Source organism: Pontibacter sp. LHS2 (assembly GCF_058932845.1).
In genome coordinates, this window is sequence record NZ_JBZYWG010000003.1 from 314012 (window position 1) to 327532 (window position 13521).

Annotated in this window: 12 protein-coding genes; 4 read left to right on the top strand and 8 right to left on the bottom strand. The window is 50.4% G+C overall.

Annotated elements, in window-relative coordinates:
• Positions 1-163: 163 nt before the first annotated feature.
• Both AC5FX6_RS14620 and AC5FX6_RS14625 read left to right on the top strand, forming a co-directional pair.
• Positions 164-2149, top strand: coding sequence for an OmpA family protein (locus AC5FX6_RS14620; RefSeq protein WP_493597799.1), 1986 nt, complete (start codon positions 164-166; stop codon positions 2147-2149).
• Positions 2150-2171: 22 nt separating this feature from the next.
• On the top strand, positions 2172-2918 hold the full coding sequence (locus AC5FX6_RS14625) for a DUF4184 family protein (protein WP_493597800.1): 747 nt from the start codon (positions 2172-2174) through the stop codon (positions 2916-2918).
• Here AC5FX6_RS14625 and AC5FX6_RS14630 read toward each other — a convergent pair.
• The 5 genes from AC5FX6_RS14630 to AC5FX6_RS14650 all read right to left on the bottom strand — a co-directional run bounded on the left by AC5FX6_RS14630 (position 2915) and on the right by AC5FX6_RS14650 (position 8712).
• Positions 2915-3409 (bottom strand): DUF6702 family protein, encoded by a 495-nt coding sequence (locus AC5FX6_RS14630; protein WP_493597801.1) that lies wholly within the window; start codon positions 3407-3409, stop codon positions 2915-2917. The genes AC5FX6_RS14625 and AC5FX6_RS14630 overlap by 4 nt on opposite strands.
• Before the next feature lie 2 nt (positions 3410-3411).
• Positions 3412-4644 (bottom strand): LysM peptidoglycan-binding domain-containing protein, encoded by a 1233-nt coding sequence (locus AC5FX6_RS14635; protein WP_493597802.1) that lies wholly within the window; start codon positions 4642-4644, stop codon positions 3412-3414.
• 14 nt (positions 4645-4658) lie between these two features.
• Entirely contained in the window at positions 4659-5972 is a 1314-nt protein-coding gene (rseP, locus tag AC5FX6_RS14640; RefSeq protein WP_493597803.1) for an RIP metalloprotease RseP, read from the bottom strand.
• 62 nt (positions 5973-6034) lie between these two features.
• The gene (locus tag AC5FX6_RS14645) at positions 6035-7195 is read right to left on the bottom strand and encodes a 1-deoxy-D-xylulose-5-phosphate reductoisomerase (protein ID WP_493597804.1); all 1161 of its coding nucleotides are present in this window, start codon (positions 7193-7195) and stop codon (positions 6035-6037) included.
• Positions 7192-8712, bottom strand: a complete 1521-nt coding sequence (locus tag AC5FX6_RS14650) for a GH3 auxin-responsive promoter family protein (RefSeq protein WP_493597805.1) — start codon at positions 8710-8712, stop codon at positions 7192-7194. The genes AC5FX6_RS14645 and AC5FX6_RS14650 overlap by 4 nt, the downstream gene beginning before the upstream one ends.
• Positions 8713-8878: 166 nt before the next feature.
• Between AC5FX6_RS14650 and AC5FX6_RS14655 the strand changes: the two genes are divergently transcribed.
• Positions 8879-9313, top strand: coding sequence for an OsmC family peroxiredoxin (locus AC5FX6_RS14655; protein WP_493597806.1), 435 nt, complete (start codon positions 8879-8881; stop codon positions 9311-9313).
• Between the two features lie 61 nt (positions 9314-9374).
• The gene (locus AC5FX6_RS14660; protein WP_493597807.1) at positions 9375-9881 is read left to right on the top strand and encodes a hypothetical protein; all 507 of its coding nucleotides are present in this window, start codon (positions 9375-9377) and stop codon (positions 9879-9881) included.
• Positions 9882-10140: 259 nt separating this feature from the next.
• Here the strand turns inward: AC5FX6_RS14660 and dnaA are convergent, their stop codons facing one another.
• From dnaA to AC5FX6_RS14675, 3 genes are all read right to left on the bottom strand, one after another.
• Positions 10141-11565 carry a chromosomal replication initiator protein DnaA gene (gene dnaA / locus AC5FX6_RS14665; protein ID WP_493597808.1) on the bottom strand — a complete coding sequence of 475 codons (1425 nt, stop codon included), beginning with the start codon at positions 11563-11565 and terminating at the stop codon, positions 10141-10143.
• Between the two features lie 107 nt (positions 11566-11672).
• Complete coding sequence (locus tag AC5FX6_RS14670; RefSeq protein WP_493597809.1) at positions 11673-12608, bottom strand: bifunctional metallophosphatase/5'-nucleotidase; 936 nt, start codon at positions 12606-12608, stop codon at positions 11673-11675.
• A gap of 13 nt (positions 12609-12621) precedes the next feature.
• Entirely contained in the window at positions 12622-13377 is a 756-nt protein-coding gene (locus AC5FX6_RS14675; RefSeq protein WP_493597810.1) for a 5'-nucleotidase C-terminal domain-containing protein, read from the bottom strand.
• Between the last annotated feature and the right edge of the window lie 144 nt (positions 13378-13521).

Here is a 13521-nt window from a genome sequence, read left to right on the forward strand (position 1 = left end):
TATATTTGTCAAGAGCTGTGCCAAGTGCGCCTGGTTGTTCAAATTGTCGCATTGGCGGCGGTGCTGGCACTTCTTCTCAAAATATAAGGGAATATTAATAATTCGTTTCAGAACATAGGACAAAAAATAATATCTTTGGTTTCAGGTATCACGCTCTGTGCCGATGAAACGACTTATTGCCCCTGCTTTTTTTCTGTTGCTGCTTCTGACCCCGCTCCTCAGCCTGGGCCAGTTAAAGCATACCCCATTGCAGGACGGGCCTGATGTAAAGGTCAAGAAGAAGGCCCCGAACCAGGAAATGCACCTGGACTTCCCCAACCTGAATAGAATCGCCTATTATAAAGACTCCAAGAAGCTATCAGAGATACAGCGACTGGAGAGACGCAAGCAGTATGGGCAGGCCCTTCCACTGCTTGAGCGCTACGTGCGCAGCTTTGGCATACAGAACTTTTACAAAGACACAAACCTGCTCTGGAGGCTCGGCCAGCTGTATGAGCGACAGGGTATGGCGGCCCAGGCCATGGAGGTATACCGTCTCGTACTCAAGCACCACCGCAGTGACATACGCCAGGTACAATCCTACTACGACTCGCTGGAACAGAACACCAAGGACTATTATGTGCCATTGAGCTACTACTATGAGCTTGTAGAGTACCGCAAGTCCATCTCAACCTACCAGCCGCCACGCGGGGTATACCTGAACATGGGCAATAGCATCAATTCGCCTTACGAAGACTACGGTCCTACTCTTAGTGCTGATAACAACAAGCTCATCTTCACCTCAAAGCGTACCTTTCAGGGTATAGTGAGTAAGCCGAACGAAGACCTGTACTATGCCGATAACAGCAACGGCTTCTGGACCGAGGCGCAGTCTTTCGGGAAGCCCATCAACAGCATTTACAATGAAGGCTCTGCTACGCTGAGTCGGGATGGCAAGACGCTGTATTTTGCCCGTTGCGAATCGCCGGACGGCTACGGCAACTGTGACCTGTACATGGCTAAACTTCAGCCCGATGGCAGCTGGCACGAAATTGAGAACCTTGGGCCTAACGTAAACAGCCCTGCCTGGGACTCACAGCCTACCCTGTCGCCTAACGAGGATACGCTTTACTTCGCCTCTGACCGCCTGGGTGGCTTTGGACTATCTGACATCTACTTCACACACAAACTCAAGAACGGACAGTGGGCACCTGCTCAGAATATGGGCCCTATCATCAACACCCGCCAGAGTGAGGTGAGTCCCTTCTATCATCCGAAGTACAAGGTGCTCTACTTCAGCTCGCGCGGGCAGCTATTCAACTTCGGTGATTTCGATATTTACAAAACGTACCTGGTGGGCGGCAAGTGGCAGGAGCCGCGCAACATTGGCCCACTCGTGAATGGGCGTGGCAGTGAGTACTACTTTACCATCGATTCGCAGTCGCAGAACCTGTACTATGCCCGCTCCGAAGAGAGCGATATTAAGAACCTGGACCTCTACTCCTTTCCGCTGCCCATGGAAGCACACCCACTGGCTGTGACTAAAGTGGAAGGCGTCCTGCGTGATTCAGTTTCTAATAAACCGCTTTCAGGCATCATCTCCATTATCGACCTGGACAACGGCATTGAGATCTCCTCGAAGTACATCCGTCCGGATGGAAGCTTCGCCTTTAACCTGATTGACAACTCGCGCTACATGATGATCATCCAGAGTCCGGATTTCTTCACGATTGAGCGTGAACTGGCCCTGCAGCAGGATACATCCTTACAGATCATGACCAAGGTGATCGACCATAATATTCCGATCGTGTTCAAGAACATCGAGTTTGAGCCGAATGAAGCGATAATTACGACGGAGATGCACCCCATTCTGGACGAAGTCGCTTACTTTCTGGTGGAGAACCCAGGTTTCCGTCTGGAGATTGCTGGCCACACAGACGGCGCCGGTGATCCTGAGTTTAACCAGATCCTGTCGAAAGACCGTGCAGATGCTATCCTGCAGTACATACAGCAGAAGGTACGCATTGAGGAAGGCCGTATTGAGTCCTATGGTTATGGCAGCAGCAAACCCCTGCGCGAAGAAAAGAATGAAGAAGACCGCCGCATCAACCGCCGTGTAGAATTTCGTTTGATAAAACCAGTACTGCAAGGGCGAGGTATAGGAAAGTAGTTTACCTTGTTTCTTATACCTTATGCCATTCACCGCCGCGCATCCCGCTGCCGTATTGCCTCTTCTCAAACATAGCCGCTGGTTCTCAGCCACTGGCCTGATCACAGGCAGTATAGCGCCGGACTTTGAGTACTTCCTGCTACTCCCGCTTTTCAAGCACGGTGGCCATACCCTGGAAAGCTTGCTGTATTTTAACCTGCCAGTTGCGCTGATTATTGCTACTCTCTTTCATTTAATCGTGCGCCAGCCTGCAGTAGCGCATCTCCCCGACTGGTTAAAGAGCCGTGCGCTTGCAGTGCCAACACTCGACTGGCTCTCTTACCTGCAGAAACGTTGGTTTATTTTTGCGCTATCAGTTATCATCGGCGCAGCTACGCATATTTTCTGGGACAGCTTTACACACGAGACAGGGTATTTTGCCGGCAAGTGGCCTGTGCTGACAAGTATGGTGGATGTGATGGGCTTTGAGATTATGCTTTGCCGCATCATACAGCATAGTAGCACTTTGGTAGGCTCCCTGCTGATCCTGCTGTATACCTGGCGCCAACCGACGGTGGCTATACCTGACAGAGTAAGTCTGCAGCAAAAGTTTTGGTTCTGGACAGGTATAGCCGTGGCAGGCTTCGCTTTTATGGGCTATGCACTTTATGCCAGCACGTTTATGCGTTCGATGATGGGTGTGGTGGTCTCTTTCTTGACTGGCTGCATGATGGCAACAATCGTCATGAGTATGATGGCGCATCTGAGCTGGCGCCGGCAGCGGTCTTAGAACGACATCTTGCGGGTGCCGTCGTTCTTCTGAAAAAGTGTGCTATTCACCTTTCCTTTGTAGTCCAGGTTCACAATGTTCATCTGGTCGTTGAAAAGTTCCTGCAGCACGACGTTGCGTACATAGAGGTGGGTCAGGTTTTGCGTCTTCACGGGCACTTCCAGGTATACCCATACCACATCTGCCTCCTGCTCTGCACCTACAAAGGTATGGCGCAGCGGTTTTCCTTTCTCCAGTTCGAAAGAGAGCATTGCGCCAATGTACTCCTGCACCAGTTGCTGCACCTGCGGGGCCTGACTATAGGTTATAGTTGATTTGTTTCTACGGGAGAGTGCATTTTCCAGGTCATCCATAAACACCTTCACGGCCACCTCCAGACTTTGCGTACGCGGATTGTACCGGGCATCGGTGATGCTGGCATGGTAGTCATGAGCGTGGGCAGTGAGGCTCGTAAAGCTGAGCACGAGTGCCACCAGGATGATTCGGAACATACTTATTTCTGGGCTTGCGGAAGGTCGGCTAGCACACGCTTGGCCATGTTCGGCATGTTGTCGCTCACAATGCGCTGCACGTCGTTCATGTTAGACTGATAAGGCACTTTCACCTTGTTGCCTGATACGAGCTCTCCCTTGCTGTCATAGATTGAGTAATGAACCAGGAAATCACGCTCGTAGTTCCAACTGGCGCGGTCCAGGCAGTTCTCGTAATTGGTTTTCACTTCAAACTGGTTGATGAACACATAATAGTCGATGCCATACTGACCATTAAAATGGGAGAAGAATTTCGGATCCTTCACTTTTACACCGAAGTGTTTGCTCTCGTCTTGCGCCACTGGTACGGTAGCTGGCTGTCCTCCTTTGATGTTTACTTTCTCTTTCTGACGCTTCACCCAATCCAGTGCATTTTCACGCTCCTTGGCCTTTACAGCAGGCTGGTGGTTATAGCGCGATTGCTTGTTGTCCTGGTAGCCATAGCTCAGTGACTTATACAGTGTGCTCAGTTCGCTCACACTGTCGCGGTACACACCGCCCAGCAAGTTGATGGTTTCATAACCTTCCGGCGCAAGCATAGCATTGAGTCTGCCTCTGAATACATGGCGCACGTTCTGGCGTGGTATTTTGGAGTGTCGGGCGATCTCGTCGTCAGCATCAGAGAAGTACAGGTATGGATCGAATGGCACTACCAGGATGCGCTGCTTCTCCTTGCTCTCCAGTGTAGGCAGCTTGGAAGCAGAAGCTGAAGTACTCGCCTGCGTACGGGCTGGGCCTGTTGCATTAGCTGTATTTGTTGGTCTTGCTGACTGTGCAGGTGCGCTGGTAGCTGGCTTAGAAGTCTGTGCTGTAGAAGCAGGTTGTTTGGCCGGTGTAGCACTTGGCTGCTTAGCTACGGCTGTTGATGCTTTGGCTGTGCTGTTTGGTTGGCTCGCGGCAGCAGCCGGTTTACCAGCCACTGCTCTGCCTTTGGCATCCCGACGCGTTAGGTATAGCGTCTGCCCCATGTTCAGCTGCGTACCGTTCCACTTCTGTAAAGAGTCAAGCGGGATGCTGAACCGACGAGAAAGGCTGTAATAGGTATCGCCTTGCTGCACCAGGTATACGGTGTCAGCGGCAGTGGCCTGTTGAGGTATAGAAAAAGCCGATGCTACTGGTGTAGCACCGGCTTGATTAAATGCAAATAAAACAAAAAGAATGGCTACAAGTAGGGCGTACTTCACGATGGCTTTCATAAAGGAATCTTTGGTTAGAAGATTATCTTGAATACATCGTTAAATATAGCAAAAGCCATTAAGCCCAACAAAATTACCATGCCCACTTTTTGAGCGTTCTCTAAAAAATTATCAGACGGCTTGCGACCGCTCACCATTTCGTATGTTAAAAATACAACATGGCCGCCGTCCAGCGCCGGAATCGGCAGGAAGTTCATAAAGGCCAGTACCATCGACAGCATACCTGTGATTGACCAGAACTTGTACCAGTTGAACGTATCGCCAAAGATCTGAGCGATGCCAATCGGACCGCTTAATGACTTGGAAGCCGATACTTCTCCTCTGAATATTTTACCGAAACCCTTCAGGTTCGCCGTGATCACACCGAAAGCCTGATTAGTACCGCGTGGGATGGATTCACCGAGGCTGAAGTCGCGGGTTGCATACTCGAGCAGTGGCTTCTGGTAAAAGCCCAGTGTGCCGTCTTCGTTTACTGTGGCTTTTAGGGTCACGATCTCGTTGCCGCGCTCTACGTTGATACTCACAGGCTTGCCTGCGTACTTCTGCATTGCCGCCTGGAAATCGCTAAAGAATAGCGTGCTCTCGCCGTTCACAGATTTGATATAGTCTCCTGCTTTCAGGCCAGCCTTGTCAGCGTTGCTGTTCGGCTCTACCTGCCCTACCATAAAAGGCTCTCGCGGCTGAATGAACACCATGCGCTCCTTGTTGTCAGCCATGCGGTCCATAAAATCGGAAGGGATAGGAATATCCACCTGGTTGCCATTGCGCTCTACGGTATAGTAAGAGCCACGGTCCAGCAGCATATCCATGGAGTACACATCATTGAAATTCTCCAACGGACGGCCATTCAACGCCACAATCTTATCGCCAGGTTCGAATCCAAGTTCCTGTCCCAGCTGATTTGGCTGCACACCGTACTTCACTTCGCTGGCTGGCAGGTATGTTTCGCCATAGTAGAAAGTCAAAGCGATGAAGATGACGATACCCGTGATCACGTTCACGATAATACCACCCATCATCACGATCAGGCGCTGCCAGGCTGGCTTAGCACGAAACTCCCAGGGCTCAGGATCTTTTTGAAGCGCCTCCGTATCGAGTGACTCGTCTACCATGCCTGATATCTTCACGAAACCACCCAGCGGGATCAGACCCAGCATGTACTCTGTCTCACCTACCTTCTTACTAAATATCTTAGGGGGAAATCCGATTGCATACTTCTCTACACGCATGCCAAACCATTTGGCAGCCAACATGTGTCCCAGCTCGTGCAATCCAACTAGTATTGTCAGGCCCAAAATGAGCTGGCCCACCATTATTAAAATATCCATTTAATAGAAATAAATTTAGAATCGATGATCATGACAAAAAGATTCACGCCTAATAGCGACTCCTAAAGGCTTAGCTTGCCAACCAATTCAGCCGCGTAAGCACGTGTCTCTCTGTCTGTTGTAACATAGTCCTCGTAAGAAGGATTCGCAATATACGCAACTTTTGCCATACTACTCTCGATGATATCGGACATCTCGAGGAAGCCCACCTCCTCACGCAGGAAGGCTTCCACGGCGATTTCGTTGGCTGCATTGAGAATGCAAGGCATATTACCGCCGCGCTCCATGGCATCAAAAGCCAGCTGCAGGTTGCGGAATGTCTCCAGGTCCGGCTTCTCAAAAGTCAGTTGTGGGTAGTCCATAAAGTTGAAGCGTGGAAAGTCGTTCTTAAGTCGGTTCGGATAGCCCAGCGCATACTGTATAGGCAGTTTCATGTCGGGCAGGCCGAGCTGCGCCTTGATAGAGCCGTCCTCAAACTGTACCAGGGAGTGAATGATGGACTGCGGATGTACTACTACCTCGATCTGGTCATTCTTCAGTCCAAACAGCCATTTGGCCTCGATCACCTCTAAACCTTTATTCATCAGCGAAGCCGAGTCGATGGTGATTTTGGCACCCATCTCCCAGTTTGGGTGCTTGAGTGCCTGTGCCCGGGTCACCTGGCGCAGTTCGTCAGCTTTGCGTCCACGGAACGGCCCTCCCGAAGCGGTCAGGATGATCTTCTCGATCGGATTATGAAACTCGCCGGCCAGGCACTGGAAAATGGCACTGTGCTCAGAGTCTACCGGGTAAATGTTCACGCCTTGCTGACGGGCGAGGTCGGTAACCAATTGTCCGGCCACTACCAGGGTTTCTTTGTTAGCAAGGGCGATCTCTTTGCCGGCCTTGATGGCACGGATAGTTGGTTGCAGGCCGGCATACCCTACCATAGCAGTCAGCACCATATCCACGGTGCCCATTTCCACTACCGAGCAAAGGGCATTGGCTCCGGCGTATACCTTAATGTCCTCGTGTTGCAGGGCATCACGCACTTGTTCGTAAAGTGCTTCATTGGCGATCACAACGGCATTAGGCTTAAAGGCCAGCGCCTGGGCAATCAGTAAATCGGCGTTGTTGTTGGCGGTAATAACCTCCAATTCAAAACTATCAGGATTGGCTCCGATCACCTCCAGGGCCTGTGTGCCGATGGAACCTGTGGAGCCAAGGATGGCAATTCGTTTCATTCGCTTTTGTTAATAGTAAGCGCGTCTGCCGACTCGATCAGGCCTTCAGCCAATTTACGGTCGTTGCTCAGACGCGGCACTTTGTTCTGTCCTCCCAGCTTGCCCTGCGACTTCATGTAGTGGCGGAAAGTGCCTTGCGGAAGCGCTTTAATTTTCAAATCAGCCAGAATGTGACCTGTGATCAGATCATCGTAATAGGAGTTCAGCTGCTGCAGTTGCGCATTCAGCTCTTTCTCGAACGCCTCCTGGTTGGCAGGAGCGATAGAGAACTCCACCAGCCACTCGTGGTAAGACTGTCCTTTATCCTGGCTCACGTAAGGGGCCACCGTAAACTCCACCAACTCTACCATTGGGTAGTTCTGCATGGTGCGCTGCATGGCCTTCTCCACCTCCTCGCCTATCACGTGCTCACCAAAAGCCGAAATGTAGTGCTTGATGCGACCACTCACAATCAGTTTGTAAGGCTTCACAGAAGTGAACTTCACCGTATCACCAATGGAATACGCCCAAAGGCCCGCATTGCTGCTGATCACCAGGGCATAGTTCACGCCCGGTTCTACTTCTCCTATTGTCAGGCGGGTTGGCTTTTCGTTGAAGTACTCCTCTGTAGGTATAAACTCAAAGAAGATACCGGCATTGAGCAACAACAGAAGGCCTTTGTCGTGCTGCTCGTTCTGGTAAGCGAAAAACCCCTCTGATGCCGGAAATGTTTCGACGGAATCTACTTCGCGCCCAATCGATTCAAACAGCTTCTTGCGGTAAGGCTCAAAATTCACGCCACCGTATACAAATAGTGAGAAATTCGGGAAAATATCCTTGATCGGTTTCCCGGTCTGCCGTATCAGTTTGTCAAAATACATCTGTACCCAGGGCGGTATACCTGAGATGAGGGTCATATCCTGATCGATCGTTTCCTCTATCACCTGGTCGAGCTTGGTTTCCCAATCTTCAATGCAGTTGGTTTCGTAGCTCGGCAGTTGGTTAGTGCGCAGGTAGCCGGGTATGTGATGATTCACTATGCCCGACAAACGGCCGGTATGGATCCCGCCTACTTCGTCCAGCACCGGGCTCCCTGAAAGAAAGATCATCTTCCCGTCCAAAAATTTCGAGTTACCTGTTTCATGGATGTAAGACAGCAGCGCGTCTTTCGCTCCGTTGATGTGGTTAGGTATAGAGTCTTTGGTGATCGGGATATACTTGGTACCCGAGGTAGTGCCGGAAGTTTTGGCCAGGTAGATCGGCTTGCCGGGCCACAGAATGTCGCGCTCCCCTTCCTTTACGCGGTTGAAATAGGATGCAAGTCCTTCGTAGTCGCGCACAGGTACGGCCTCTACAAAGTCAGCGTGAGTCTTTATCTCTGAGAAATGGTGCTCGCGGCCGAAAGCGGTATGCTGTGCGCTCTTGATGATCTTCTCAAAAACAGCTTGCTGCGCTTCGACCGGATTCTGTATCCAGGACTGGTGTTTTTTGTGCACGTATGCCGCCAGCGGCTTACTGAGCCATGCTTTCACACCCATATGGTTTTCTTTTTTTGGAAGGGGTAAATATAGCCAGATAAACGGGCTTTGCCATAGCCGTTCACCATGTTTTAGTGACATCCGTTTTTTTAGGGTCAACAAAAAACGCCATCCTGTAGTTTATAGGTATTGTATTTATCTAAAAACAACACTAACAGTAAGACTTATGAAAAAGAGCACAGCAAAAGCCCAATGGAACAAAGGCCTTAAAAACGGCAGCGGAGAAGTATCATCTGGCAGAGGACATTTTAAAGCAAGCTATACCTTCGCCTCCCGCTTTGGTGACGACACCTCGGCTACTAACCCGGAGGAATTGATTGGCGCTGCCCATGCGGGATGCTTCTCCATGTTCCTGAGCTCACTGCTCGAGAAGGCCAACCACGAACCAGAGTCAGTGCAGACGACCGCTACGGTGCACCTCGGCGAGAAAGACGGTGGACCACAGATCATGAAAATCGAGCTGGACACGGAGGTGAGTGTCGCAGGTATAGAGGAAGACGAGTTCCAGAAACTGGCGCAGGAAGCCAAAGAAAAATGCCCGATATCGAAAGCATTGGGAGCCGTACCGGAGATGATAATGACTGCCAGACTAAAAAAATAAAATTACTATATTGCAGCTTGCACATGAACTGTGCTCGTTTGTTTCACTATAACATCCTTATATGCCTACTGCCGGTAATGCAAGATCGTCGCTTTTAGTACAGTTAAGCCCTTCGCGCAATGCTAAGCTTTCGTTCACGGTGCAACTCGTGCTCACCCTTTTCTGGTTGGCCTGGGCCACTATGCTGCTTTTAAGCGAAAACCCTACCAACGACCAGAACTACCTGTACTACATCTTTTTTGGGTTGGCAGTAATTTTTCTGGGCTACGTGATCCTGCAGAATACTTCTGTATTTGGCATCCAGTCCTACATTGAGGTTACCCCGGAGTACATCGTACAGAAAAATGGTGTGTTTCGTACCAAGATGATTACGGCTATACCTGATATTGAAGCGGTACACATGTCACCAATGGCCCTGCGTATTACGCAGCGCGACGGTAACAAGGTATACCTGGACCTGAAGCAGATCCGCAAAAGACGTGACATCGAGAAAATAAAATCCCGGATTCGCGAATTGGCAGCAGTGCATAACTTCGAAGTAAGCGAAGCGGCTATATCTAACAACTAAGTTTCAGATGCCTACGAGAAACAGATCGACAGCAACTCGGTTTCATCGCAACATAGCGTTGCTGTTTGTTGGAGCTTTCTGCCTGGTGCTTACAAGGCAGGTAGATTTAGCTGCTTGGGATTGTGCCGGTACTTGGTGCTGGTTATAAAATTTGGATGAGCGGTAAAACCAATAAGGGTTAATCAAGTCATTTAAAACTAAAACAAAGAAGGCCATACCTGCAGGTATAGCCTTCTTTGTTTTATGCTGCAGGTATAGCTTAGCCTGCCTTCGATTTGAATTTCTTCTGAAGCTCCTGAATGCTCACCTTGAATTTCTTGTCGGTATCGATCAAGTCTGAAACGGTCTGTACTGAGTGGATAACCGTACTGTGGTCACGGCCACCGAAGTGGTACCCAATTGACTTGAGTGAATGGCTGGTGAACTCCTTGGCGAAGTACATGGCCACCTGACGCGCCGTCACAATCTCTTTTTTACGGGTCTTGGCCTTCAGGGAGTCCAGACTTACCTGGAAGTACTCCGCCACTGTTTTCTGGATGAAGTCGAGGTTTACCTCGGTCTCTACATCCTCAATGATATGCTTCAGGGCCTGCTTGGCAAGCTCCAGGTCAATTTCTTTTCTATTCAGCGACGACTGCGCGATCAACGAGATCAACACGCCTTCGAGTTCACGCACGTTGGTATCTACGCTGTAAGCCAGGTACTCTACCACGTTATCTGGAATGTCAATTCCGTCGCCCTGCATCTTTTTCTGGATGATGGCCATACGCGTTTCGAAGTCCGGGCTCTGCAGGTCGGCGGTGAGGCCCCACTTGAAGCGGGACAACAGACGCTCTTCAAGCCCTTTGAGGTCGCGCGGCGGACAGTCAGAGGTCATCACGATTTGCTTGCCGGACTGGTGCAGGTGGTTGAAGATGTGGAAGAACATTTCCTGCGTCTTCTCCTTGCCGCTCAGGAACTGCACGTCGTCAATGATCAGGATATCCACCAGCAGGTAGAAGTTGGCGAAGTCCTGCACGTTGTTGGTCTTGAGCGACTCGATGAACTGGTTCACGAATTTCTCGGAAGACACATATAGCACAAACTTATCCGGGTTGCTGTTTTTGATGTGGTTGCCGATGGCCTGTACCAAGTGCGTTTTGCCAAGTCCCACACCACCGTATACCATTAGCGGGTTGAACGATGTCGTACCCGGCTTGTTGGCCACCGCATAACCAGCCGAACGCGCCAGGCGGTTACAGTCACCCTCAATGTAATTCTCAAAGGTATAAGCTGAGTTCAGCTGCGAGTTCAGGAAGTTGCGGTCGATCGTCTTCGACTCGAACGGGCTCTTGATGAAGTTCTGCTCCGGCCGGTAAGAGTTAACGACAGCCTGCGGAATTTTCTTGGTTGGGATGTTGACCGTCTGAGGTTTGTTAGACTCGTTGCCACGGTCCACTATTATAGAATACTCCAGGCGCCCCTCGCTACCCAGTTCTTGGTAGATAACTTTCTTAAGAAGCCCCACATAGTGCTCCTCCAGCCACTCATAAAAGAATTGGCTAGGCACTTGTATGGTCAGTACATTGTCGCGCAGGGACAAAGGCTTGATCGGTTCGAACCAAGTTTTAAAGCTTTGCTCGCCAATATTTTCCTTAATTACCTGTAGACAGTTACTCCATACTGTTGAACAGTCTTTTATCATCCAATTTTCCAAAACACACTAAGATTCGTTTGGTGAAACAAACCTCTCCTTTACGGCGGGGGGGGTTACAAATTTGACTAAATTATTCTAAACAAAAAATTATTTATTCACGAAGTTAATACAGGGTTATCCACAGCCAGAACAGCCGTGTTAATAAGTTTTTTTCTCTTTGATTTTCTGCTGAATGTGAAGTCTATCCGGCCCAAAAACAGTCCGGACCAGCCCACTTGGTTTATCATCGTTTCATGGCCGTTTTCGTGGCGCAGCACCTCTGGTTTTTCCATGAAGGTATGGGTATGCCCACCCAATATGAGGTCGATGCCGCTGACCTGCGTGGCCAGCTTGCGGTCGTCTATCATGTCGGTGTCATAGCTGTAGCCGAGGTGTGAAAGACAGATCACCAAATCGCACTTTTCTCTTTCGCGCAGGGCCTGCACCATTTCGCGGGCTATCTCCACGGGGTCCAGGTATACGGTCTCACCGTACATGTTCTTGCTCACCAAACCATCGAGCTCTATACCCAGCCCAAAGATACCTACCCGTATACCTTGCTTTTCGAACACCTTGTAAGGCTGAAAACGGCCTTTCAGGATAGTATTAGAGAAGTCGTAGTTGGCCGTTAGAAAAGGGAAACCAGCCAGCGGCAGTTGTTTCTGCAGTCCTTCCAGCCCAAGGTCGAAGTCGTGATTGCCGAGGGTGGCCGCATCGTAGCCCATCTTAGTCATCAGCTTATACTCCAGCTCTCCCTCAAAAAAATTGAAGTAAGGCGTGCCTTGCCAGATGTCGCCCGAGTCAAGCAACAGCACATTCGACTCCTGCTGACGGATACGCTCGATCAGGGTGGCACGGCGAGCCATACCGCCCATGCCGCCATACTTGCGTCCATCGTCCGGAAAAGGGTCGATGCGGGAGTGCTGGTCGTTGGTATGCAGGATGGTCAGCCTGATGCCATCGCGGGCCGCTTCTGCTGAAAACGGTAATCCTAGCATGCCTATACCTGCCGCGCCAAGGGCCGTGTGCTTCAAAAAGTCTCTTCTCTTCATGGTCAGGTATAGCTTATGGGATAACGGTCACGCGTTTTTCGGCTGGGGCCGTTACCTGCTTGCCCGCAGCCGTGAGCTGCTGTATTTGCTGATGGATTGCGTCGCGCAGCAAGAGTCCCAGCCTTTCGTACTTGATCGGGTTCTTGAGCATATCAAGTTTATCACCGCCGCCAGCCAGGTAGTCCGATGTAAGCAAAGTATAACTCTTGTTCGGATCGAAGGGCTGTCCTTTGATTTTGATGTCTTGCGCTTTGCCGTTGGCTACGGTATAGGTCGCATTGCCAATGTAAATGATCTTGCGGGCAGCGGCATCGTTGAATAGCTGCTGTACGGCTTCGCCGCTTAGTGTGAGCACGACCATCTCATTCTCGAAAGGCATCAGCTCAAAAATATGGCCGGTGGTGATGTTACCTTGTGGCAGCGGCACTCGCAGGCCACCCTCTGTCGTGATGGACAGATCGATCGGCTTGCCATAGATCGGTTCGCTTTGGTTTAGTTGCAGGTCCACCACGAAGTTGCCGAGCGGCGATTCGTAGTCGCCTTTGCCCAAAGCTACGGGCGCCGTCCCCACCACCTCTGACATCTTCACGGTCACTTCTTCGCGGTACGGGGCAACCAGCGCCTCTACAGCCGGATCAACTGCGATGGTCTTGTCAACGGCTAGGTCTGTCTCGTCCAGATTGGCTGAAGGCTGTAAGGGCCGCTGGCAGGCAACCAAACTCAGGGCCAGAGCCAATCCAGAGATGTAATTTAAATAGGGGCGCTTCATGGGGTACTGCTGTAATTATCCCCAAAGTTATCAACATTGCGGTGCTCCGGCAAAATGCCGGACTAGAATATTTCTTCTTTTGTGTTTACTAAAAACTTACACGCTGTCACCCAGTTATATAAATTTTTGGCTATATTTTTGTTG

What these genes read in the sequence shown, in the direction of transcription:
- AC5FX6_RS14620 (WP_493597799.1), top strand. Translation starts at nt 164, where the DNA reads ATGAAACGACTTATTGCCCCTGCTTTTTTTCTGTTGCTGCTTCTGACC.
- AC5FX6_RS14625 (WP_493597800.1), top strand. Translation starts at nt 2,172, where the DNA reads ATGCCATTCACCGCCGCGCATCCCGCTGCCGTATTGCCTCTTCTCAAA.
- AC5FX6_RS14630 (WP_493597801.1), bottom strand. Translation starts at nt 3,409, where the DNA reads ATGTTCCGAATCATCCTGGTGGCACTCGTGCTCAGCTTTACGAGCCTC.
- AC5FX6_RS14635 (WP_493597802.1), bottom strand. Translation starts at nt 4,644, where the DNA reads ATGAAAGCCATCGTGAAGTACGCCCTACTTGTAGCCATTCTTTTTGTT.
- rseP (WP_493597803.1), bottom strand. Translation starts at nt 5,972, where the DNA reads ATGGATATTTTAATAATGGTGGGCCAGCTCATTTTGGGCCTGACAATA.
- AC5FX6_RS14645 (WP_493597804.1), bottom strand. Translation starts at nt 7,195, where the DNA reads ATGAAACGAATTGCCATCCTTGGCTCCACAGGTTCCATCGGCACACAG.
- AC5FX6_RS14650 (WP_493597805.1), bottom strand. Translation starts at nt 8,712, where the DNA reads ATGGGTGTGAAAGCATGGCTCAGTAAGCCGCTGGCGGCATACGTGCAC.
- AC5FX6_RS14655 (WP_493597806.1), top strand. Translation starts at nt 8,879, where the DNA reads ATGAAAAAGAGCACAGCAAAAGCCCAATGGAACAAAGGCCTTAAAAAC.
- AC5FX6_RS14660 (WP_493597807.1), top strand. Translation starts at nt 9,375, where the DNA reads ATGCCTACTGCCGGTAATGCAAGATCGTCGCTTTTAGTACAGTTAAGC.
- dnaA (WP_493597808.1), bottom strand. Translation starts at nt 11,565, where the DNA reads ATGATAAAAGACTGTTCAACAGTATGGAGTAACTGTCTACAGGTAATT.
- AC5FX6_RS14670 (WP_493597809.1), bottom strand. Translation starts at nt 12,608, where the DNA reads ATGAAGAGAAGAGACTTTTTGAAGCACACGGCCCTTGGCGCGGCAGGT.
- AC5FX6_RS14675 (WP_493597810.1), bottom strand. Translation starts at nt 13,377, where the DNA reads ATGAAGCGCCCCTATTTAAATTACATCTCTGGATTGGCTCTGGCCCTG.